Origin of the sequence: Streptomyces sp. TLI_185, from assembly GCF_003814765.1 — a bacterium.
Taxonomy (GTDB): domain Bacteria; phylum Actinomycetota; class Actinomycetes; order Streptomycetales; family Streptomycetaceae; genus Streptomyces.
In genome coordinates this window covers 4,483,614-4,505,276 of the sequence record NZ_RKRB01000001.1, presented here as the reverse complement: position 1 = coordinate 4,505,276, position 21,663 = coordinate 4,483,614, and the positions used below count along the sequence as shown (strand labels likewise).

At 70.1% G+C, this 21,663-nt stretch carries 20 protein-coding genes and 1 tRNA gene; 12 read left to right on the top strand and 9 right to left on the bottom strand.

Going from position 1 to position 21,663, the window contains the following annotated elements:
• Nucleotides 1-118 precede the first annotated feature (118 nt).
• From EDD92_RS20560 to EDD92_RS20535, 5 genes are all read right to left on the bottom strand, one after another.
• The gene (locus EDD92_RS20560) at nt 119-664 is read right to left on the bottom strand and encodes a hypothetical protein (RefSeq protein ID WP_123965675.1); all 546 of its coding nucleotides are present in this window, start codon (nt 662-664) and stop codon (nt 119-121) included.
• A gap of 180 nt (nt 665-844) precedes the next feature.
• A complete protein-coding gene (locus EDD92_RS20555; protein WP_123965674.1) occupies nt 845-1,678 on the bottom strand; it encodes an S-methyl-5'-thioadenosine phosphorylase in 834 nt (277 codons plus the stop codon).
• Nucleotides 1,679-1,785: 107 nt separating this feature from the next.
• Entirely contained in the window at nt 1,786-2,097 is a 312-nt protein-coding gene (locus EDD92_RS20550; protein WP_030942005.1) for an FmdB family zinc ribbon protein, read from the bottom strand.
• Between the two features lie 67 nt (nt 2,098-2,164).
• Nucleotides 2,165-3,427 carry an MFS transporter gene (locus EDD92_RS20545; protein WP_123965673.1) on the bottom strand — a complete coding sequence of 421 codons (1,263 nt, stop codon included), beginning with the start codon at nt 3,425-3,427 and terminating at the stop codon, nt 2,165-2,167.
• 277 nt (nt 3,428-3,704) lie between these two features.
• On the bottom strand, nt 3,705-5,246 hold the full coding sequence (locus tag EDD92_RS20535; RefSeq protein WP_123970467.1) for a potassium/proton antiporter: 1,542 nt from the start codon (nt 5,244-5,246) through the stop codon (nt 3,705-3,707).
• A gap of 240 nt (nt 5,247-5,486) precedes the next feature.
• Here EDD92_RS20535 and EDD92_RS20530 point away from each other — a divergent pair, with 240 nt between their 5' ends.
• Nucleotides 5,487-8,285: a penicillin acylase family protein gene (locus EDD92_RS20530; protein WP_123965672.1), complete on the top strand. Its 2,799-nt coding sequence runs from the start codon at nt 5,487-5,489 to the stop codon at nt 8,283-8,285.
• A 76-nt stretch (nt 8,286-8,361) separates the two neighbouring features.
• Here the strand turns inward: EDD92_RS20530 and EDD92_RS20525 are convergent, their stop codons facing one another.
• Complete coding sequence (locus EDD92_RS20525; RefSeq protein WP_078912699.1) at nt 8,362-8,937, bottom strand: 5-formyltetrahydrofolate cyclo-ligase; 576 nt, start codon at nt 8,935-8,937, stop codon at nt 8,362-8,364.
• A 133-nt stretch (nt 8,938-9,070) separates the two neighbouring features.
• On the opposite strand from EDD92_RS20525, the gene galU reads away from it, so the two are divergent.
• The 7 genes from galU (at nt 9,071) to EDD92_RS20490 (ending at nt 14,586) form a co-directional block, all read left to right on the top strand.
• Nucleotides 9,071-9,973, top strand: a complete 903-nt coding sequence (galU, locus tag EDD92_RS20520; protein WP_123965671.1) for a UTP--glucose-1-phosphate uridylyltransferase GalU — start codon at nt 9,071-9,073, stop codon at nt 9,971-9,973.
• Nucleotides 9,974-9,978: 5 nt separating this feature from the next.
• Nucleotides 9,979-11,301, top strand: coding sequence for a gephyrin-like molybdotransferase Glp (glp, locus tag EDD92_RS20515; protein ID WP_123965670.1), 1,323 nt, complete (start codon nt 9,979-9,981; stop codon nt 11,299-11,301).
• A gap of 87 nt (nt 11,302-11,388) precedes the next feature.
• Nucleotides 11,389-11,868 (top strand): cyclic pyranopterin monophosphate synthase MoaC, encoded by a 480-nt coding sequence (gene moaC, locus EDD92_RS20510; RefSeq protein WP_030941990.1) that lies wholly within the window; start codon nt 11,389-11,391, stop codon nt 11,866-11,868.
• A complete protein-coding gene (locus EDD92_RS20505; RefSeq protein WP_123965669.1) occupies nt 11,865-12,371 on the top strand; it encodes a molybdenum cofactor biosynthesis protein B in 507 nt (168 codons plus the stop codon). Before moaC ends, EDD92_RS20505 begins: the two co-directional genes overlap by 4 nt.
• Nucleotides 12,372-12,391: 20 nt before the next feature.
• On the top strand, nt 12,392-12,994 hold the full coding sequence (locus tag EDD92_RS20500; protein ID WP_185124073.1) for a GNAT family N-acetyltransferase: 603 nt from the start codon (nt 12,392-12,394) through the stop codon (nt 12,992-12,994).
• Nucleotides 12,995-13,213: 219 nt separating this feature from the next.
• The gene (gene glpR, locus EDD92_RS20495; RefSeq protein ID WP_123965667.1) at nt 13,214-14,419 is read left to right on the top strand and encodes a gephyrin-like molybdotransferase receptor GlpR; all 1,206 of its coding nucleotides are present in this window, start codon (nt 13,214-13,216) and stop codon (nt 14,417-14,419) included.
• Nucleotides 14,420-14,512: 93 nt separating this feature from the next.
• Nucleotides 14,513-14,586, top strand: a tRNA-Ala gene (locus EDD92_RS20490).
• Nucleotides 14,587-14,735: 149 nt separating this feature from the next.
• On the opposite strand, the gene EDD92_RS20485 is transcribed toward EDD92_RS20490, so the two are convergent.
• Nucleotides 14,736-15,218, bottom strand: coding sequence for a GNAT family N-acetyltransferase (locus tag EDD92_RS20485; protein ID WP_123965666.1), 483 nt, complete (start codon nt 15,216-15,218; stop codon nt 14,736-14,738).
• 47 nt (nt 15,219-15,265) lie between these two features.
• Here EDD92_RS20485 and EDD92_RS20480 point away from each other — a divergent pair, with 47 nt between their 5' ends.
• Nucleotides 15,266-16,090 carry an exodeoxyribonuclease III gene (locus tag EDD92_RS20480; protein ID WP_123965665.1) on the top strand — a complete coding sequence of 275 codons (825 nt, stop codon included), beginning with the start codon at nt 15,266-15,268 and terminating at the stop codon, nt 16,088-16,090.
• Here EDD92_RS20480 and EDD92_RS20475 read toward each other — a convergent pair.
• On the bottom strand, nt 16,057-17,439 hold the full coding sequence (locus EDD92_RS20475; RefSeq protein ID WP_260326624.1) for a recombinase family protein: 1,383 nt from the start codon (nt 17,437-17,439) through the stop codon (nt 16,057-16,059). The genes EDD92_RS20480 and EDD92_RS20475 overlap by 34 nt on opposite strands.
• Nucleotides 17,440-17,581: 142 nt before the next feature.
• Nucleotides 17,582-18,223, bottom strand: a complete 642-nt coding sequence (locus tag EDD92_RS20470) for a MerR family transcriptional regulator (protein ID WP_123965663.1) — start codon at nt 18,221-18,223, stop codon at nt 17,582-17,584.
• A gap of 127 nt (nt 18,224-18,350) precedes the next feature.
• On the opposite strand from EDD92_RS20470, the gene EDD92_RS20465 reads away from it, so the two are divergent.
• Genes EDD92_RS20465 through EDD92_RS20455 form a run of 3 tightly spaced genes read left to right on the top strand, consistent with a single transcriptional unit; the run spans nt 18,351 to nt 21,645 of the window.
• Nucleotides 18,351-19,850, top strand: coding sequence for an NAD(P)/FAD-dependent oxidoreductase (locus EDD92_RS20465; protein WP_123965662.1), 1,500 nt, complete (start codon nt 18,351-18,353; stop codon nt 19,848-19,850).
• Entirely contained in the window at nt 19,847-20,764 is a 918-nt protein-coding gene (locus tag EDD92_RS20460; RefSeq protein WP_123965661.1) for an alpha/beta fold hydrolase, read from the top strand. Before EDD92_RS20465 ends, EDD92_RS20460 begins: the two co-directional genes overlap by 4 nt.
• Complete coding sequence (locus EDD92_RS20455) at nt 20,761-21,645, top strand: SDR family oxidoreductase (RefSeq protein ID WP_123965660.1); 885 nt, start codon at nt 20,761-20,763, stop codon at nt 21,643-21,645. The genes EDD92_RS20460 and EDD92_RS20455 overlap by 4 nt, the downstream gene beginning before the upstream one ends.
• Nucleotides 21,646-21,663: the final 18 nt, after the last annotated feature.

The window sequence follows — 21,663 nt, the reverse complement described above, 5'->3', positions numbered from 1 at the left end:
GCACAGGTTGGGGAACAAACAGTTCCGCAACCTACGGCACCGCGGGACCGCCCTGCCCGTTCGGGTGGCTCGACCGACGGACTCGACAGGAATCCGCGCAGGATGCGCACATCGTCGATCAGCACACCGTCACCGCCAGCCGTGCCGTCGCGCTCGCGCCGGCGAGATGCGCCGCGGTGGCACGAGGAACCGAGAGCACGACCAGCGCCCCGCTGTCGGCCCCGCTGTCCAAAGGCTCCGGCACCTTGCTCACCCGCGCCCCGCGCGCGACCACGCGGGTGTCGCCGCCCGTCGCGGTCTCCTGGGCGGCGACGACGTCCACCCGGTCGCCGGGCCGCAGCAGCCGGACCGTGGCCCCGTCGGCGATCCGCACCGGGGCGGCCACCATCTCGACGGCGCGGTGCTTGCGTACGGGATCCGCCATCGGATGCCCGCGCGCCGGGTCGGTGGCCCGTGGCCCGGCCGCCACCAGCGCGGCCGCGGTCACGGCGAGGCCCGCGGCCACGGCCCGCCTCCGGTGCCGTACGAGCCGCCGTAGCTGATAGCGCCCGCCGCGCACCCGCACGGGAGCGAAGTGCGGGACCTCGCAGGTGGCGGGGGCGTCGTCGCCTGGCGGGCGCGGGGCGGAAGGGGAGGGGAAGAAGAGCGGGGGAGGGAGGGACATGCGGATCACCACCTGCGTCGAGGAATCGGCTTGCAGGCCCACGATGAGGCCTCGCGACGATCTCTGCCGACGCCGGTGGACTACCGACGGGTTGTGGACAACTTCCTCACCGGAACGGGGAGTTCCGGAGTCCACGAGTCCTGGAGTCCCGACCCCTTGAGGTTCCTCTCCGGCACCTCGTCACGGCAGCTCGAACCCCGGGTCCATCCCGCCCAGCGCCTTCGTGCACAGACAGTCCCGGTCCTCGTTCGCCGGCAGGGCGGCCACCGCGTCGAACAGCACGCCCCGCAGCCGGTCCACATTCGCCGCGAAAACCTGCAGTACCTCGTCGTGCGAGACGCCCTCACCGGTCTCGGCGCCCGCGTCGAGGTCGGTGACCAGCGTCATCGTCGAGTAGCACAGCTCCAGTTCACGGGCGAGCGCCGCCTCGGGATGGCCCGTCATGCCGACCACCGACCAGCCCTGCGCCTGATGCCACAACGATTCTGCGCGGGTCGAGAAGCGCGGCCCCTCGACCACGACCAGGGTGCCGCCGTCCACCGGCTCCCAGTCCCGGCCGCGCGCGGCCTTCAGAGCGGCAGCCCGTCCGACGGGGCAGTAGGGATCGGCCAGGGAGACGTGCACCACGTTCGGGATGGTGCCGCCGGGCAGCGGCAGCCCGTCGAAGTACGTCCCCACCCGGGACTTCGTACGGTCGACCAGCTGGTCCGGGACGAGCAGTGTGCCCGGCCCGTACTCGGGGCGCAGACCCCCCACCGCGCACGGGCCGAGCACCTGGCGTACGCCGAGCGACCGCAGCGCCCACAGGTTGGCCCGGTAGTTGATCCGGTGCGGCGGCAGGTGGTGGCCGCGTCCGTGGCGGGGCAGGAAGGCGACCCGCCGGCCGGCGATCTCACCGAGGAAGAGGGAGTCGCTGGGCGGCCCGTAAGGGGTGTCCACCTGGACCTCGGTCACGTCGTCGAGGAACGAGTAGAAGCCCGAGCCGCCGATTACACCGATCTCTGCGTTCGCCATGGCGGCACAGTATCCGGCCCCGACGGCGTGCCGAGAGGGGGATCCGGATACGACGAGAACCCTGCCGTCGTACGACGACAGGGTCCCGTGAGCGAGTCCGGTGCGTCCTAAGCGGCGGAGCTGCTGCTGGAGGAGGTGCCGGTGCTCGACGGCTTCGAGTCCGAGGACGACGAAGACGGGGCCGACGACGAGGTGGACGTCGACGACTTCGACGACGACGCCGGTGAGCTGCTCGAAGAGGAGCCGCGGCTGTCGTTCCGGTAGAAACCGGAGCCCTTGAAGACAATGCCGACCGCGGAGAACACCTTCTTCAGGCGGCCACCGCAGTTGGGGCAGTCAGTGAGGGCGTCGTCGGTGAACTTCTGCACCGCCTCGAGGCCCTCGCCGCACTCGGTGCACTGGTACTGGTAGGTGGGCACTGTCTTCCTCCTGGCACTCTCACTCAATGAGTGCTAACGAGCGTCCATACTGACGTATTCCTGAGGATCAGTCCACCGTCACCGGCACGCGGTGACCGACGCCACGTGCGACGGTCAGGCTGCGGGGGCGCGCCACGAGCCGTGACCGAAGGGCCACGAGGGTCGTCAGCGCCAGTACGGTACCGGCCGTCGGCACCAGGAACCCGGCCCCGCCCCAGAAGCGGTCCTCCAGCTGTCCGGCGACCGTGACGGCCGCGGCCTGGCCGAGCGCCACCGCGCCGGTCAGCCAGGTGAAGGCCTCGGTGCGGGCGCCGGCCGGGACCAGGCCCTCGACCAGCGTGTAGCCGGTGATCAGCGCGGGCGCGATGCACATGCCGACGAGCAGGCCGAGGCCGGCCAGCAGGAGCACCGAGTGCGCGGCCCACAGGCCGCAGGCCGCCAGCGCGAGGGCGCCGTACCCGACGACGAGGCGCCGCTGCGGGGCCACCTTCCAGGCGACGGCGCCGCAGACGATGCCGGAGAGCATGTTGCCCGCCGCGAAGACGCCGTAGAGGACGCCGTTCAGGCCGGGCTCGCCGATCGACTCGGTGAACGCGGCCAGCGAGACCTGCATGCCGCCGAAGACGGAGCCGATGCCCAGGAAGGCCACGATCAGAACGCGCACACCAGGGACGCGCAGAGCGGAAGCGTGCTCCACGCGCGCGTGCCCGGCGGCGGTGACCGCGGGCTGCGTGCTCTTCTGTGCCGCGAACAGCAGACCGCCGACGAGCGTCAGCGAGGCCTCGGTCACCAGGCCGGCGGCCGGGGTGACGGCGGTGCACAGGGCGGTGGCAAGGAGCGGGCCGAAGACGAAGGTCAGCTCGTCCGTGACGGACTCGAAGGCGGCCGCGGTGGTCATCAGGGGCGAGCCCTGGAGCTTCACGCCCCAGCGGGCGCGGACCATGGGTCCGACCTGCGGTACCGAGGCGCCCGTCGGCACGGCCGCCGCGAACAGGGCCCACAGCGGCGCGTGGGCCAGCGCGAGTGCGGTGAGGGTCAGGCCCGACAGGGAGTGCAGCAGCACGCCGGGGATCAGCACGGCGCGCTGCCCGTAGCGGTCGGCGAGACGGCCGCTGTAGGGCGCGAACAGGGCCATGGAGACGCCGGTGACGGCAGCTGCGGCGCCCGCCGCGCCGTAGGAGCCGCTGGTGTGCTGCACGAGCAGCACGATGGAGATGGTGAGCATCGCGAACGGCTGGCGTGCCGCGAAGCCGGGGAGCAGGAACGTCCAGGCGCCGCGGGTGCGCAGCAGCTGTCCGTAGCCCGGGCGGGAGGTGACCGTGGATGCCACGGCCCGTGCCTTTCTGCCGCCTGGTAGCGCGGCCCCCTTTTGCGGGCGGCGCCGAGAGCTGTCCTCTTGCGCGGAACTGCGGTAGATACCGGCGGTCCACTGCTCAGGGACGTCCCGGCCGCCATACGGTCGCGCCAGCACTGCGTCAGGCAGAGTTGGTTCGATCTAGGTGCGCCTTCATCGTACAGGGATCAAAGGCTGATGTGCCTGTGAATACGAGCACCATGCGGGCGTTCACCTGCGATTACCCAGAGTGTGAATCGTATGAAACACGCCATTAACGGCCGGCTCCCGCTTCCGCCCCGTTCGTTCCGAGCCATCCGGCCAGTTTGCCGCCGTGCCCGACCGAGCGCAGCCGCCGCTCGGCCGCGTCCCGCACCGGGTCCGTGGCGACGACGAGCAGTTCGTCGCCGCGCCGCAGCACCGTCGTGGGCAGGGGGACAAACGATTTTCCTTCGCGGACGACGAGGGTGACGGCGGCGCCGGCCGGCAGGCGCAGCTCGGCCACCTCGACGCCGTGCATCTTCGATCCCTCGGGGATCGCGACGGACAGCAGATGCCCGCGCAGCCGCTCCAGCGGGGCGGACTCGATGCCGAGGTCGGCGGCCTCGGCTTCCTCGCCCAAGTGCAGCTTGCGGGCGAGCCAGGGCAGCGTCGGCCCCTGGACCAGGGTGTAGACGACGACCAGCACGAAGACGATGTTGAAGATGCGGCGGCTGGCTTCGACGCCCTGCACCATCGGGATCGTCGCCAGGATGATGGGGACCGCGCCGCGCAGCCCGGCCCAGGACATCAGGGTCTGTTCCTGCCACGGCACCCGGAAGGGCACCAGGCACAGCATCACGCTCAGCGGGCGCGCCACCATGGTCAGCACCAGGCCGATGACGAGCGCGGGCACCACGTCGTCGCCGAGCTCGTGCGGGGTGACCAGCAGGCCGAGCAGGACGAACATGCCGATCTGGGCGATCCAGCCGAGTCCGTCGGCGAAGCCGCGGGTGGCGGGCCAGTGGGGCAGTTTCGCGTTGCCCATCATCATCGAGGCGAGGTAGACGCCCAGGAAGCCGCTGCCGTGCGCCAGCGCGCCCCCCGCGTACGCGGTGACGGCGATCGCCATCACGGCGATCGGGTAGAGGCCCGAGGCGGGCAGCGCCACGTGCCGGAGGCCCCAGGAGCCGAGCCAGCCCACCGCGAGCCCGATGGCGGCGCCGATGGCGAGTTCCAGCGCTATCTCGCCCAGCAGCACATACCAGTGGTCGACCGGGCCGGCCGTGGAGAAGGCGACCACCAGGATGACGACCGGGGCGTCGTTGAAGCCGGACTCGGCCTCCAGCGTGCCCGTCACGCGCGCGGGGAGGGGGATCTTCCGCAGCACCGAGAAGACCGCCGCCGCGTCCGTGGAGGAGACCACCGCCCCGACGATGAGCGCCTGCCGCCACTCCAGCCCGATCAGGAAGTGCGCGGCCGATGCCGTGACCCCGACGCTCACCGCGACCCCGCCCAGTGCCAGCGCGGAGGCGGCCGGCAGGGCCGGCTTGATCTCCTTCCACTTCGTGCCCAGACCGCCCTCGGCCAGGATCACGACCAGGGCCGCGTATCCGATGACCTGGGTCAGTTCGGCGTTGTTGAAGTGGATGTTGCCGATGCCGTCCTGCCCCATGAGGACCCCGATCCCCAGGTAAACGAGCAGGCTGGGGAGCCCGCTGCGCGAGGAGATCCGGACCGCTGCCACGGCGACGAGCAGGACGAGCGAGCAGACGAGCAGAAGCTGGTTGAGGTGGTGGACAGTCAGCGGCCGTTCCCTTCCCTGGCTCACACGCATCCCGCGCGGGAGCTCACGTACATAGGACACGAAGCCGAGAAACTCCGCATCCAAGTACTTCGTTACCTTACCTAACTCTTGACGATTTCTTGACGCTCATGGAGGCCGGATCGAACACCGGTCCGCTCTCGTTCCCGACTCCGCGTCAAGGGGCGCAGAGCCCTGCGCCTATGGTTGCTCCAGCGCTCATTCAAAGTCACAGCCCCGCCTGCCGCTCGCGTTAGGACAGCAAGGACAGCGATGCCCCCCAACACCACCGCCACAACGGGTGACAAGCCCGGCAAGTCCGGCAGGAAGAAGGGGCGCAAAGCCCGATTGGTCGTGCTGGTACTGGTCCTGGCCATCATCGGAGGCATCGCCTACGGGGCGTACTGGTCCATCAGCACCGTCCGCGCGTCGTTCCCGCAGACGAAGGGCTCGATCACGCTCGACGGCCTGTCAGGACCCGTCGACGTCAAGCGCGACGGCAACGGCATCCCGCAGATCTACGCCTCCTCCGACGAGGACCTGTTCATGGCGCAGGGCTACGTCCAGGCGCAGGACCGGTTCTACGAGATGGACGTGCGCCGCCACATGACCTCCGGCCGCCTGTCGGAGATGTTCGGCAAGGACCAGGTCAAGGACGACGAGTTCCTGCGCACCCTGGGCTGGGACCGGGTGGCGAAGAAGGAGTACGACACCAAGTTGTCGGCCTCCACCAAGAAGTACCTCCAGGCGTACGCCAAGGGAGTCAACGCCTACCTGCAGGGCAAGGACGGCAAGGACATCTCCCTGGAGTACGCGGCCCTGGGCTTCGTCAACGACTACAAGCCGGCGCAGTGGACCCCGGTCGACTCGGTCTCCTGGCTGAAGGCGATGGCCTGGGACCTGCGCGGCAACATGCAGGACGAGATCGACCGCGCCCTGATGACCAGCCGTCTCGGCCCCAAGCAGATCGCCGACCTGTACCCGGACTACCCGTACAGCCGCAACAAGGCGATCGTCCAGGAGGGCCAGTACAACGCGCTCTCCAAGACGTTCGAGCAGAACGGCAGCTCGTCCACGAGCGGTACGTCCGGTACGGCAGGTACGTCAGGGAGCGGCGCGACGGGCACGTCCTCCTCGGCGTCGACCGGCTCGGCCCTCACGAGCCAGCTGTCGGGTCTCTACAAGGTCCTGGACCACGTGCCCACGGCCGTCGGCGTGAACGGCCAGGGCATCGGCTCCAACTCCTGGGTCGTCGCAGGGGATCACACCATCACCGGCAAGCCGCTGCTGGCCAACGACCCGCACCTGTCGGCCTCGCTGCCGTCCGTCTGGTACCAGATGGGCCTGCACTGCCGCACCGTCTCCAGCAAGTGCCAGTACGACGTGACCGGTTACACCTTCGCGGGCATGCCCGGCGTGGTCATCGGCCACAACCAGAACATCGCCTGGGGCATGACCAACTCCGGGGTCGACGTCACCGACCTGTACCTGGAGAAGGTCTCCGGCGACGGCTACCTCTACGACGGCACGGTGCGGCCGTTCAAGACCCGCGAGGAGACCATCAAGGTCGCCGGCGGCCAGTCCAAGACGATCGTCGTGCGCCAGACCGCCGACGGGATGCCCCTGCTCTCCGACCGCGACGACGAGCTCGTGACGGTCGGCAAGAAGGCCGCCGTCAACACCGCCGCACCCGACCGCGGCGACGGCTACGGCATCGCGCTGCGCTGGACCGCGCTCGACCCCGGCACCTCCATGGACGCCGTCTTCGCCATGGACAGGGCGTCGAACTGGAGCGACTTCCGCTCCGCGGCCGCCCTGTTCGACGTGCCCTCGCAGAACCTCGTCTACGCAGACAAGACCAACATCGGCTACACGCTGCCCGGAAAGATCCCCACGCGCGCGAAGAAGGACGACGGCTCGATCCCCGCGCCCGGCTGGGACTCCAGCTACAAGTGGACCGGGTACATCCCGCAGGACGCGCTGCCGTACGAGTACAACCCCAAGCGCGGCTACATCGTCACCGCCAACCAGGCAGTGGTCGACAAGGACAAGTACCCCTACACACTCACCACCGACTGGGGCTACGGCACCCGCAGCCAGCGCATCACCGACCTGATCGAGTCGAAGATCAGGGGCGGCGGCAAGATCTCCACCGACGACATGCGCCAGATGCAGCTGGACAACAGCAGCGAGATCGCCAAGCTGCTCGTGCCCAAGCTGCTGAAGATCGACATCAAGGACAAGGACGTCCGCAGTGCGAAGGACGTCCGTGAGGCGCAGGAGCTGCTGGAGGGCTGGGACTACACCCAGGACGCCGACTCGGCGGCCGCCGCCTACTTCAACTCGGTCTGGCGCAACATCCTCAAGCTCGCCTTCGGCAACAAGCTGCCCAAGGAGCTGCGGGTCGAGGGCCAGTGCCTGTGGGTCGATCCGGTCAACAGCACCGGGCCGGCGGACGAGACGAACAAGGTGCGCGAGTGCGGTCAGCGCGACGCCGACCAGGCGCAGCCGGACGGCGGCGACCGCTGGTTCGAGGTCGTCCGCAAGCTCATGGACGACCCGAAGAGCGACTGGTGGTCCACGCCCAAGTCGCTCACCCGGCCCGGGGCGAGCGACAACCGCGACGACCTGTTCAAGCGCGCCATGATCGACGCCCGTTGGGAGCTGACGGCCAAGCTCGGCAAGGACATCGACACCTGGAGCTGGGGCCGTCTGCACCGCCTGTTCCTGAAGAACCAGACCCTCGGCACCGACGGCCCCGCCTTCGTGAAGTACATCCTCAACCGCGGCCCCTGGAAGCTCAGTGGCGGCGAGGCGACGGTCAACGCCACCGGCTGGAACGCGGCGGGCGGTTACGGCGTCGTCTGGGTGCCGTCGATGCGGATGGTGGTCAACCTCGACGACCTCGACAAGTCGAAGTGGATCAACCTCACCGGCGCCTCGGGGCACGCCTACAGCGCCCACTACACCGACCAGACGAGCAAGTGGGTCAAGGGCGAACTGCTCGACTGGAACTTCTCGGACAAGGCCGTCGACGAGAACACGAGCGACACCCTGGTCCTGAAGCCATGAGCCACCGGCCCTAGGTCACGGGCCACGGGTCACGGGTCACGGAAAGTGCCCTCCACGCGCGCGTGGAGGGCACTTCTCATGTGAACCGCCGGACCCCCGACGGCGTCACCACCGCATGCACCGGCCGGTCGTGCGCCTCCTCCGGCACGTGCTCGACGACCTCCGAGTCGTACAGCAGCACCACCAGCGCGGGGTGGGCGTCCGCGCGCTCCAGACGCGCGAGGACGCGGTCGTACGACCCTCCGCCGCGCCCCAGCCGCATCCCGCGGGCGTCGACCGCGAGGCCGGGCAGCAGCACGACGTCGGCCCCGGTCACGGCGTCCGGTCCGAGACGTTCGCCGGCGGGCTCGAAGAGAGCCATTTTTCCGCCGTGTTGGATGCGCGCGAGGGAGCCCTCCCCGGCGTAGGCGCCCCAGTCGAGATCGTTGTCCGGGAGAAGGGCGGGAAGCAGGACGCGCACGCCCCGCTCGCGCAGCGCGTCCAGCAGCGCGAGCGTCCCCGGCTCGCTCCCAACGGAGACGTACGCCGCCACCGTGCGCGCATGCGCCAGCTCGGGCAGCTCGAGGGCGCGGCCGGCCAGCGCTTCCGCGGATTCCCGCACGTCATCCGCCGTCAATCTGTTTCTCACCGCGAGGAGCCCTCGCCGCAACATTCGCTTGTCAGCCTCGGTCGCACGCCCGATGTGACTCACAGGTCGCACCCGTACCCTTCCATATGCGCTCATATGAGAGCCAATTAACCGGAGCCACAGATTCCCTGCAAAGGCACCGGATAAGGTTGCCGCCATGACCCAGTCGCACCCCAGGATCACCAAGGCTGTCATCCCTGCAGCAGGCCTTGGCACCCGGTTCCTGCCGGCCACGAAAGCCACTCCCAAGGAGATGCTGCCGGTCGTCGACAAGCCCGCGATCCAGTACGTGGTCGAAGAGGCCGTGTCGGCGGGCCTCGACGACGTCCTCATGATCACGGGCCGCAACAAGCGCCCCCTCGAGGACCACTTCGACCGCAACTACGAGCTCGAGTCCGCCCTCCAGAAGAAGGGCGACGCGGGTCGGCTCGCCAAGGTCCAGGAGTCCAGCGACCTCGCGACCATGCACTACGTGCGTCAGGGTGACCCCAGAGGCCTCGGCCACGCGGTGCTGTGCGCCGCCCCGCACGTCGGCCACGAGCCCTTCGCCGTCCTCCTCGGCGACGACCTGATCGACCCGCGCGACCCGCTCCTCGCGCGCATGGTCGAGGTCCAGGAGCAGCGCGGCGGCAGCGTCATCGCGCTCATGGAGGTCGCGCCCGAGCAGATCCACCTCTACGGCTGTGCGGCCGTCGACCCGACCGGCGACGCCGACGTGGTCAAGGTCCACGACCTGGTCGAGAAGCCGGCCGCCGCCGACGCCCCGTCCAACTACGCGATCATCGGCCGCTACGTCCTCGACCCGCACATCTTCGACATACTGCGCAAGACCGAGCCCGGTCGCGGCGGTGAGATCCAGCTGACCGACGCCCTCCAGCAGCTCGCGGCCGACGAGAAGGTCGGCGGCCCGGTGCACGGCGTCGTCTTCAAGGGCCGCCGCTATGACACCGGCGACCGCGGCGACTACCTGCGTGCCATTGTCAGACTCGCATGCGAACGTGAAGACCTGGGCCCGGACTTCCGGACCTGGCTTCGCAGTTACGTAGCCGAGGAGATGTAGCAACGTTGAGCAGCGCCGCGCCCCGCACCACCGGCCAGGACCACCTCTGGTCGGTGGACGAACACCTGGAGGACATCCTCACGACCGTCCGCCCCCTGGAACCCATCGAGCTGCAACTCCTCGACGCCCAGGGCTGCGTCCTGGTCGAGGACGTCACGGTGCCTGTCTCCCTGCCGCCGTTCGACAACAGCTCCATGGACGGGTACGCGGTGCGGGTCTCGGATGTCGCGGGCGCGAGCGAGGAGTTCCCCGCCGTCCTGGCCGTCGTCGGGGACGTCGCGGCGGGCCAGGCCGACCTGCTCCACGTGGGCCCCGGCCAGGCCGCCCGCATCATGACCGGCGCTCCGCTGCCGCCCGGCGCGGAGACCGTCGTCCCCGTCGAATGGACCGACGGCGGCCTCGGCGAGGGCCCGGCGACCGGCATGCGCGCCCGGGCCCTGGCCCCCGAGGGCGCCGAGGGACACGTGCACGTGTACCGCCCGGCCGAGGCGCGCGCGCACGTACGCGCGAAGGGCAGCGACGTGAAGTCCGGCGACCGCGCCCTCGAGGCCGGCACGGTCCTCGGGCCGCCGCAGATCGCTCTGCTCGCCGCGATCGGCCGTGGCACGGTACGCGTGCGCCCCCGCCCGCGCGTGGTCGTCATGTCCACCGGCAGCGAACTCGTCCAGCCCGACGAGAAGCTGGGCAGCGGCCAGATCTACGACTCGAACAGCTTCGCCCTCACCGCCGCCGCCCGCGATGCCGGCGCCATCGCCTACCGGGTGGGCGCCGTCGCCGACGACGCGGAGACCCTCCGCTCCACCATCGAGGACCAGCTCGTCCGCGCAGACCTGCTGGTCACCACCGGCGGCGTGAGCGTCGGGGCGTACGACGTCGTCAAGGAGGCCCTGTCGTACGTCGGCGACGAGGACGAGCCGGGCAGCGGCATCGACTTCCGCAAGCTCGCCATGCAGCCCGGTAAGCCTCAGGGCTTCGGCTCCATCGGCCCCGACCACACCCCGCTGCTCGCACTCCCCGGCAACCCGGTCTCGTCGTACGTCTCCTTCGAGCTCTTCGTCCGCCCCGCCATCCGCACCCTCATGGGACTCGACGACGTGCACCGGCCGCGCACCCGCGCGACTCTCACCGCCGGCAAGGCGCTGACCTCGCCGAAGGGCCGTAGACAGTTCCTGCGGGGGACGTACGCCGACGGCTCCGTGACCCCGGTCGGCGGCGCCGGATCCCACCTGGTCGCGGCCCTCGCGCACGCCGACGCACTGATCGTCGTCCCCGAGGACGTGGAGTCCGTCGAGCCCGGCACCGAGGTCGAGGTCGTCCTGCTCGGCTGAGTGCTCCCGGCCCGCGGTACCGTGTCGCGCACAACAGACCCACGCGCCGCACCGCGAGGGGCCCGGACCGGGAGCGCCACACAGCCAATGAGTACGGACGATCGACTGACCCATATCGACGACGCGGGCGCCGCCCGCATGGTCGACGTGTCCGGCAAGGACGTGACCGCGCGCACCGCCCGCGCCAGCGGACGTGTCCTCGTCTCGCCCCGAGTGGTCGAGCTGCTGCGCGGCGAGGGGGTCCCCAAGGGTGACGCCCTCGCCACCGCGCGCATCGCGGGCATCATGGGCGCCAAGCGCACCCCGGACCTGATCCCGCTGTGCCACCCGTTGTCGGTGTCCGGTGTGAAACTGGACCTGTCGGTCGCGGACGACGCCGTCGAGATCCTGGCCACCGTCAAGACCACGGACCGCACGGGCGTCGAGATGGAGGCCCTCACCGCCGTCTCCGTCGCCGCCCTCACCGTGATCGACATGGTCAAGGCGGTCGACAAGGGAGCGGTCATCACGGACGTACGGGTGGAGGAGAAGACGGGCGGCAAGTCGGGCGACTGGAGCCGGACATGACGTATCGCGCGCTTGTCGTCACCGCCTCCAACAGGGCGGCCGCCGGGATCTACGAGGACAAGGGCGGCCCGCTGATCGCCGACGGCCTGAAGGGCTTCGGCTTCGCCGTCGACGGACCGCAGGTCGTCCCCGACGGGGACCCGGTGGAGGCCGCCCTGCGCGCCGCCGTCGACGCCGGGTACGACGTGATCGTGACCACCGGAGGCACCGGCATCTCACCGACCGACCGCACCCCCGAGGCCACGCGCAAGGTGATCGACCACGAGGTGCCGGGCATCGCCGAGGCCATCAGGGCGTTCGGACGGGAGAAGGTGCCCACCGCCGCGCTCTCCCGGGGCCTGGCCGGAGTGGCGGGAAGCACACTGATCGTCAATCTGCCGGGCTCCACCGGCGGGGTGAAGGACGGACTTGCCGTCCTGGAACCCGTCCTGGTCCACGCCGTCGACCAGATCCGCGGCGGAGACCACCCCAGACCCGGCTCCACCAGTGGGGGTGCGAGCTGAACAGCCCATCCTGGCCCGTCGTGCTGACGGACGGCGACATCGTCCTGAGGCCGATAAAGCTGCGCGACCAGCGGGCCTGGCGCGAGGTCAACCGGCGCAACCGGGACTGGCTGCGCCCCTGGGAGGCCACCATTCCGCCGCCCACTCCGAGCGGGCCGATCGCGCACCGGCCGACCTACCGCCAGATGGTCCGGCACCTGCGGTCCGAAGCGAACTCCGGCCGGATGCTGCCGTTCGTCATCGAGTACCAGGGGCGTCTGGTCGGGCAGTTGACGGTCGCCGGAATCACCTGGGGCTCCATGTGCTCGGGCCACGTCGGCTACTGGGTGGACGAGTCGGTGGCCGGTCGCGGAGTGATGCCGACCGCCGTGGCGCTTGTCGTGGACCACTGTTTCCGCACCGTCGGACTGCACCGCATCGAGGTCTGCATTCGCCCCGAGAACGGGCCGAGCCGCCGGGTGGTGGAGAAACTCGGATTCCGTGAGGAGGGCCTCAGACCGCGTTATCTCCACATCGACGGAGCCTGGCGCGACCACCTCGTCTTCGCGCTCACCGCGGAAGAGGTCCCCGATGGTTTGCTCAACCGCTGGCAGCGGGCACGTACTCGGGGGAATCCCGCATAGCCGGGAAGCCGGGAAGCCCGGGAAGCCCGGGAAGCCCGGGAAATTGAATATGTGTTCGAAATTGATCGAGAGGCGACCGTCTCAAGGCGCTAAATTCACGCCCTCGGTGGGGTGCTGATCGCATCGGTCACAAAAAAAGTTCGAAATATCAGCCAGATCGTGCGACACACCGGCTCAATTGGCAGATGGCCTCACGCAAACCCCTCTACCGTGTGAGGCGTGAGCAGCAGCGGCCTCATCTACGCAGTCATTGTCGGGGCCTGGGCCGCCTACTTGGTGCCGATGTGGCTCCGTAGGCAGGACGAGCTGAACGAGGCCCGTCCGACGGAACGCTTCAGCACCGCCATCCGGCTGCTGTCCGGACGGGCGGGTATGGAGCGCCGGTACGCCAAGGACCTGCAGGCGCGCTCCACCGAGGAGGGGGAGTCCAGCGCCGGTCGTCCGGACGCCGTCACCGACTCGGTGGACGTCCGGGCCTTCGCCGTGCCTCCGAGCCGGCCCCAGGCGCGCGCGGACGTACCGGTCCAGGCACAGGCGTCCGGGCGCGCACAACCCGCGCGCGAACAGGCGGAAGCCCCGGCGCCCGCACCGGCCCCGACGCCTGCGCCCGCACCGGCGCGGAAGCGGGTGCCCGCGGCCCGGCGTTCTCCTTCGGAGGAAGCGGCCCTGGCGCGCGCCCGGCGTATGAAGGCGCTCGCGCGGCGCCGGCGCACCACCGTGATGCTCTTCATCGCGTTCACGCTCGGCACGGTCGTCGCCGCGGTCGGAGGGCTCGCGTTCCTCTGGGCGCCCGGTGTGCCCGCCGTGCTGCTCAGCGCCTACATCGCGTATCTGCGCTCCCAGGAGCGACGCCGCTTCGCCTACCAGATGGACCGGCGCCGCGCCGAGGACGCCGCCGAGCGGCTCCGTGAGCGGGCCCGCCAGCCGCGCCGCCGCCCGGCCGCCACCGAAGCGGACGCCGACGAATCGGACGAGGGACCGGCGCAGGACACCGACCCGGGGCTGTCCGCACTCGCCGCCGACCGGCGCGCCCTCGTCGAGCAGACCGACCACGCCGAGTGGGTGGACCAGCAGCGCGAGCGGCAGCGGCGGCCCGGGCACGGGGACAGCTGGGACCCGGTGCCGGTGCCGCTGCCGACGTATGTGACCGCTCCGGTCGCTCCGCGGGCCACCGCGGACGTCGACCTCGGGGCGCCGGACACGTGGAGCTCGGCGCGGTCGGGCTCCGTGGCGCGGGGCCAGGAGACGCAGGCCGCCGACGCCGCGGAACCGGGCCCGGCGGCCCCCGCGGAGGACAAGGCGGACGACGACGGGCGCAGTGACGCCCGCCGGGCGGCTTCCGCACGGCGGGCCCGGGAGCGGGGGCGTACGCCGCTGTTCGACCAGTACGAGGACGGCGAGCGGCCGCGGGCCGCCAACGAGTAGCCCCCCGCCCCACCTGTGCCGCTGCCCCGGCGGCGGGCCGGGAACGGATTTCCAAGCACGCGGATCGGGGTGCTAGAGTTTCACTCGTTGCAAGGGCCTGTGGCGCAGTCCGGTAGCGCACCTCGTTCGCATCGAGGGGGCCAGGGGTTCAAATCCCCTCAGGTCCACCGCAACAACTAACCCGAGGAGACTCGGGGGAGTTGGAAAGATCCCGTCCGATCGGTTGATCGGGCGGGATCTTTGCTTTGCTCCTCGTCCGGCGCCACCAGTGCGTCCCCCGGGCCGAGTTGGTGACGCCGGGAAGAGCCGCGAACGGTCAGGAGCCGAGCCGCTTCGCGAAGCAGCGGCTGCTCTCGTAGGACCGGTAGTAGCCGAACTTCTCGCAGGGCTCGTACCCGCTGGACGTGTACAGGGCGATGGCCTCCGGCTGCTTCGTGCCCGTCTCCAGGACCATCCGGAGGCGGCCGGCCGCGCGGGCGTCCTCCTCCAGGGCAGCCAGGATGCGCCGGGCGAGCCCGCGGCCGCGCGCCGCCTCCACCACGTACATCCGTTTGACCTCGGCGTCCCCGTCGAGGTTGCCCTCGCCGTTGGTGTCCTGGGCGCGCCAGCCGCCCGTGGCCACGGGGCTGTCGTTCTCGTCGTACGCGATGAAGTACACGCCGTTCGGCGGCTCGAAGTCCGTCGGGTCCAGGGACGTGGCGTCCCCGCCGTCGCCGTAGCGCACGTGGTACTCCGCCTGGACCTCGTCGTTCAGCTTGACGGCGTCCGGATGATCGAAGGAGACACGGCGTATATTCATGTCGAAGATCGTACACCTATGCATGGAGGGGGTCCGGTCTCGATCCAGTGTGCCGGTATCGTTCCCGCGTGCTCACTGTGACTTCCGTCAATGTCAATGGACTGCGTGCCGCCGCGAAGAAGGGCTTCGTGGAGTGGCTCGCGGGCACCTCCGCCGATGTGCTCTGCCTGCAGGAGGTGCGCGCCGAGCCGCAGCAGCTGCCCGAGCACGTGCGCACGCCCGACGGCTGGCACGTGGTGCACGCACCGGCCGCCGCCAAGGGCCGCGCCGGCGTCTCCCTCTACACCCGCCGCGAGCCCGACCGCATCCAAGTCGGCTTCGGCGCGGCGGAGTTCGATACCAGCGGCCGCTACGTCGAGGTCGACCTGCCGGGTGTCACGGTCGCCTCCCTCTACCTCCCCTCCGGCGAGGTCGGCACCGAGCGCCAGGACGAGAAGATCCGCTTCATGGGCGAGTTCCTGGCGTACCTCAAGGCCCTGCGGGAGCGGGCTGCCGCCGACGGCCGGGAGGTGGTCGTCTGCGGCGACTGGAACATCGCCCACCAGCAGGCCGACCTCAAGAACTGGCGCGGCAACACCAAGAACTCCGGGTTCCTGCCGGAGGAGCGGGAGTGGCTCACGCAGGTCTTTGACGAGGCCGACGGCGGCTATGTGGACGTCGTACGAGCTCTGCATCCGGAGGTGGAGGGGCCGTACACGTGGTGGTCGTATCGGGGGAGGGCCTTCGATGCGGATTCAGGTTGGAGGATCGACCTCGCCGTCGCAACGCCTGGGCTGGCCGCCCGTGCGGTCAAGGCTGTTGTGGAGCGGGCGGCCAGCCATGAGGAGCGGTGGTCGGATCATGCTCCTGTGACGGTGGTCTTCGAGATGTGAGGCGTGTTGACTCGTTCGCCGACTGTGAAGGTCAAGCGAGACGTATCCGGTCCGGCCAGCCGCTTCGGTCCGCCGCCCGACCGCCCCTTGGCTACTGTGACGCGAACGCCGTCCTCGAGGAGTTGCTCCCGCGCCACCTCGCCGTCCACGGCGAACGCCTCGCGGTAGCGCCCGACGGTGTGCTCGTCGAGCCAGTCGGCGCGGATCGCGGCGGGGGCGGGACAGGTCGTGCCCCGGGCAGCAGCGCGGCAGCCGTAGTCGCCGTAGGGATAGGCCTTCCGCGCGGCGAAGTACATGCGGCCACCACACCCGGCGCAGCGCGCGACGCCGGTCAGCAGCGACGTCTCCCGGCGCTTGGGGTGGATGCCGTTCGAGCGGGAGTTGAGGGTGTCCTGGAGGGCCTGGAACTCCTCTTCGGTGAGCAGTGGGGGGCCGATCAGCACGGGTGAGCCCTGAGCGTCACGGACGGTCTTTCCTCTGTGTACCCGGTGGCCCATCAGCGCCGGGGTGCGGAGGATCTTGCACAGACTGCCCGGTGTCCAGCTGAATCGCTCGAAGTCGCGTCCGTGGCGCCGCCCACCTGTGGGACGTCCCTGGAGTTGGGCGTGGCGGTCGCGCGGTACCAGAACGCCCGCGCTTTCGAGTTTGCGGGCGATGGCGACCAGGGACAGTCCCGAGCGCACATCGTCCACAATCGCGCGGACGACGGTGACGGTGTCCGGGTCGGGAGCCAGGCACCAGCCGATGCCGGAGGGATGAGGTGCCTTCTTGTACCCGAACGGTACGAGGCCGCCTCCGTATCGGCCCGTCGCGCGCAGCGCTTCGTGGGCGCCGGTGAGGCGAGCAGATAGGGCGCGGGCCTCCTGTTCGGCGGCGTAGGCCAGATTCATGCAACGGCGAATGGCGTCGCCATCTGCCTGCGGCGTGACCACGAGTGGCTGACGCTCTTCAGACATCCCGAAGACGAGTGTCTTCGCAAGCTGCTGACCCCACTCGATCAACTCGGACATGTGGGCGACGGAACGCACGGCGCGGTCCACATGTGACCACACGATGGCGTCGTAGTCGTCCGGGCGTTGCAGCCACGGCGATAGTGAAGGCCTCTCGAAGGGGGACGTCTTGCGTGCGGATACCCCCAGATCTTCGGCTTCGGCGATCAGAGTGAAGCCCAGTTGCTGGGTGCACTGCTGGATGCAGGCGCGCTGCCTGCCGGGTGAGGTGGTCACTTCGGTCACGTTGCTGAGGCGCACGGCTCCAAGAGCTCGCGGGCTTTCGGTTGGAGTCGAGGTCGGTTGTGAAGGCTGAGGACTACCTTGGGCACGTCGACGCTCCTTGAAAGTGTCGGCCACACCCCGGGGCTGGTGGCACAGCCGCCGGGGCCTTCTCGATCTCACTCTCGGAGTACGAACGCGGTTCCGCCCAGGATTATCCGGAAAGCGCCTCGATGGTGTGAAAGATCAGGAACTACCGGACAAGGGGTGCCTCAGGACGCTAGCCCTGCTTCCGCAACCTCCGGTCCAACGCCAGCGAAAGTTCCGCCTCCACCACGCTGCGGGCCAGTGGGCGCAAGCGCTGGAGGTCCTCCTCGCCGGTGTGGCGGAGGACGAGTTCGGCGAACATCTCTGCCAGGGCGTCGACGTGTTCGCGGACCCGGGCGCCCGCCTTGAGGACCTCGGCCAGGGGGATGCCCTCGCGGACCAGGGCCGAGGAGACGTCCAGGAGGCGGCGGCTGATGTGGACGATCTCGTCGCCGTCGGTGCCGAGGTAGCCGAGGTCGAGGGCGGCGGAGAGGTTCTCGGGGGTGACCTGGCCCTCGAAGCGGGCGGCGAGTTCCTCGGGGGTGAGGCGGACCGGTTCCTCCTCGGTCGGCTCGATGCCCAGGAGGTCGGCGACGTCCCGGCCGTGGTCGAGGGCCTCCGCCAGTTCCGCGATGCCGGTGAGGGTGTGGCCGCGTTCCAGCATCGCCGCGATCGTGTGCAGGCGGGCCAGGTGGTGGTCGTCGTACCAGGCGATACGGCCCTCGCGGCGGGGCGGCGGTATGAGTTTGCGTTCTCGGTAGAAGCGCAGGGTGCGTACGGTGATGCCGGCCAGGCGGGCCAGTTCCTCCATGCGGTACTCGCGCTTCTCGGTCACGAACGCAGCCTATGTTGTACCGCCGGTAACTTCCCTCTTCTCCACCCCTACCCATCGGTACGGAGGTGCTCTACTCTCCCATTGCGCCAGTGTTCACTGGCGGAGTCGCGTGAGGAAGGGCGTCGGCATGGCTGAGCGGGAGCATGTGCGGGTGGCGGTGATCGGGTCCGGGTTCGGCGGGCTCGGGGCCGCCGTGCGGCTGCGGCGCGAGGGAGTCACCGACTTCGTCGTCCTCGAACGGGCCGGCAGCGTGGGGGGCACCTGGCGCGACAACAGTTACCCGGGGTGCGCCTGCGACGTGCCCTCCCACCTCTACTCCTTCTCCTTCGCGCCCAATCCCGACTGGCCGCGCACCTTCTCCGGGCAGGAGCACATCCGTGCCTACCTGGAGCACGTCACGGACGTCTTCCACCTCCGGCCCCACATCCGCTTCGACTCCGAAGTGAAGATGATGACCTGGGACAGCGAGAAGCTGCGGTGGGAGATCGAGACCAGTAGCGGGTCGCTGACCGCGGATGTGGTCGTTTCCGCGACCGGGCCGCTGTCCGATCCCAAGGTGCCCGACGTTCCGGGGCTCGACTCCTTCCCCGGCAAGGTCTTCCACTCCGCCCGCTGGGACCACGACTACGACCTGCGTGGCAAGCGCGTCGCCATGGTGGGGACGGGCGCCTCCGCCATCCAGATCGTGCCCGCCATCCAGCCCGAGGTCGGCAGGCTCACCCTCTTCCAGCGCACCCCGCCGTGGGTCATGCCGCGCGTCGACCGCGCCATCAGCGGAGCCGAGCGGGCCCTGCACCGCACCCTGCCCTTCACCGCGCAGGCCCGCCGCGGACTGCTGTGGGGGATCCGGGAGCTGCAGGTCCAGGCGTTCACCAAGCGTCCCAACGAGCTGGGTTTCGTGGAGCAGCTGGCCAAGCGGAACATGGCACGGGCCATCAAGGACCCGGCCCTGCGCGCCAAGCTCACCCCCGACTACCGCATCGGCTGCAAGCGGATCCTGCTGAGCAGCACCTACTATCCGGCGCTCGCCCGGCCCAATGTCGACGTCGTGGCCAGTGGGCTGAGTGAGATCCGCGGCTCGACCGTCGTCGCTGCCGACGGGAGCGAGGCCGAGGTCGACGCGATCATCTTCGGTACGGGGTTCCATGTCACCGACATGCCGATCGCCGAGCGGGTGGTCGGGGCGGAGGGCAAGACCCTCGCCGAGGCCTGGAAGGGCGGGATGGAGTCGCTGCGGGGCGCCTGCGCTGCCGGGTTCCCCAACTGGATGACGATCATCGGGCCCAACACCGGGCTCGGGAACTCGTCGATGATCCTCATGATCGAGTCGCAGCTCAACTACATGGCCGATTTCGTACGGCAGTTGGACGTCCTCGGCGGCCGTGCCGCCCTCGACGCCCGGCCGAGCGCCGTCGCCGCCTGGAACCGCCGGGTGCAGGAGCGCATGAAGCGGACGGTGTGGAACACCGGCGGCTGCACCAGCTGGTACCTCGATGCGAGCGGTCGTAACACCACCATCTGGCCGGGCACGACGACCGAGTTCCGGCGGGCCACGCGGCAGGTGGATCTCGCCGAGTACGAACTGCTCCGGGCGCCCGCCGAGCAGAAGGCGGAGGTGGACGCGTGAGCCGGCTCATGCACGTCACGTCCGGGCCGTACGCCCCGCCCACCCCCGCCCGCGAAATCGTCGCCGTCTCCGCCGACGGCGCCCGGCTGCACGTGGAGGTGCACGGGCCGAAGAGCGCGCCCGCCGTCGTCCTCGCCCACGGCTGGACCTGCTCCACCGCCTTCTGGGCCGCGCAGATACGGGACCTCGCCGCCGACCACCGCGTCATCGCCTACGACCAGCGCGGCCACGGACGCAGTCCGGCGAGCCCGGCGTGCAGTCCGGACGCCCTCGCCGACGACCTCGAAGCCGTACTGGAGGCGACCCTCGCGCCGGGTGAGAAGGCCGTGATCGCCGGGCACTCCATGGGGGGCATGACGGTGATGGCGGCGGCCACGAGAAAGAGCTTCCGGGAGCATGCGGCGGCCGTACTGCTGTGCAGCACGGGCTCGTCGCGGCTGGTCGCCGAGTCGACCGTCGTACCCCTCGGGCCCGGCCGGCTGCGGACCTGGCTGACCAAGCACATCCTGGGGGCGCGGGCGCCGCTCGGACCGGTCACGCCTCTCGCGCGGCGGATCCTCAAGTACGGGACCATGGGGCCGGGTTCGGCACCGCACATGGTGGAGGCGTGCGCGCGGATCGTGCACGCGTGTCCGCGCAAGGTGCGGTACGCCTGGTCGCAGGTGCTCGCTCTGCTCGATCTCGACCACGGCGTACGGGAGTTGAAGGTGCCGACGGCTGTCGTCGTTGGGACGGCGGACCGGCTCACACCACCCGTGCAGGCGCGGGCGCTGGTGGCCGCGCTGCCGAACTGTGTGGGCAGCACCGAGCTGCCGGGGCTCGGCCACATGACCCCGGTGGAGGCGCCGGAGCTGGTCAGCGGCCGTATCCGGGAGCTTGTGACGACGTACGCAACGATCAAGGAGGGCGCATGAGCAAGGTCAGCCTCGAAGGACAGGTCGCCGTCGTCACGGGCGCCGCGCGCGGTGTCGGCGAGCTGCTTGCCCGCAAGCTGTCGGCGCGCGGCGCCAAGGTGGCCCTGGTCGGGCTGGAGCCGGACGCCCTCAAGCAGGTCTCCGAGCGGCTGCACAGCGACAGCGACCACTGGTACGCCGATGTGACGGACCATCAGGCGATGGCGCGGGTCGCGGGGGAGGTCAAGGAGCGGTTCGGGAAGGTCGACATCGTCGTGGCGAACGCCGGTGTGGCCACCGGCGGTCCCTTCGTCGACTCGGACCCCGAGGCCTGGCGGCGGGTGATCGAGGTGAATCTCATCGGGTCGGCCGTGACTGCCCGTGCCTTCCTGCCGGTTCTGATGGAGAGTCGCGGCTATCTGCTGCAGATTGCGTCCCTCGCGGCGATCACTCCGGCACCGATGATGACGGCGTACTGCGCCTCCAAGTCCGGTGTGGAGGCGTATGCGCACAGTCTGCGGGCCGAGGTCGGGTACAAGGGCGTACGGGTCGGGGTCGGGTATCTGTCGTGGACCGACACCGACATGGTGCGGGGCGCCGACCAGGACGAGGTGATGCGGGAGCTGCGGCAGCGGCTGCCGTGGCCGTCCAACAAGACGTATCCGCTGGGGCCCGCCGTCGACCGGATCGTCGCCGGGATCGAGCGGCGCTCCAGTCATGTGTACGGGCAGTGGTGGCTGCGCGGCATGCAGGGCGTGCGGGGGTATCTGCCGGGGCTCATCGGGACGGTGGGGCAGCGGGAGATGCGGCGGTTCGGGTCACGGTTGGAGGGCATGCGGTCGGGGCTCGTCGGTGCAGGTGGGGCGGCGGACGAGGAAGCCCGCGCTACGCACCGTAGTTGATCGAAATGCGCTCCGTGG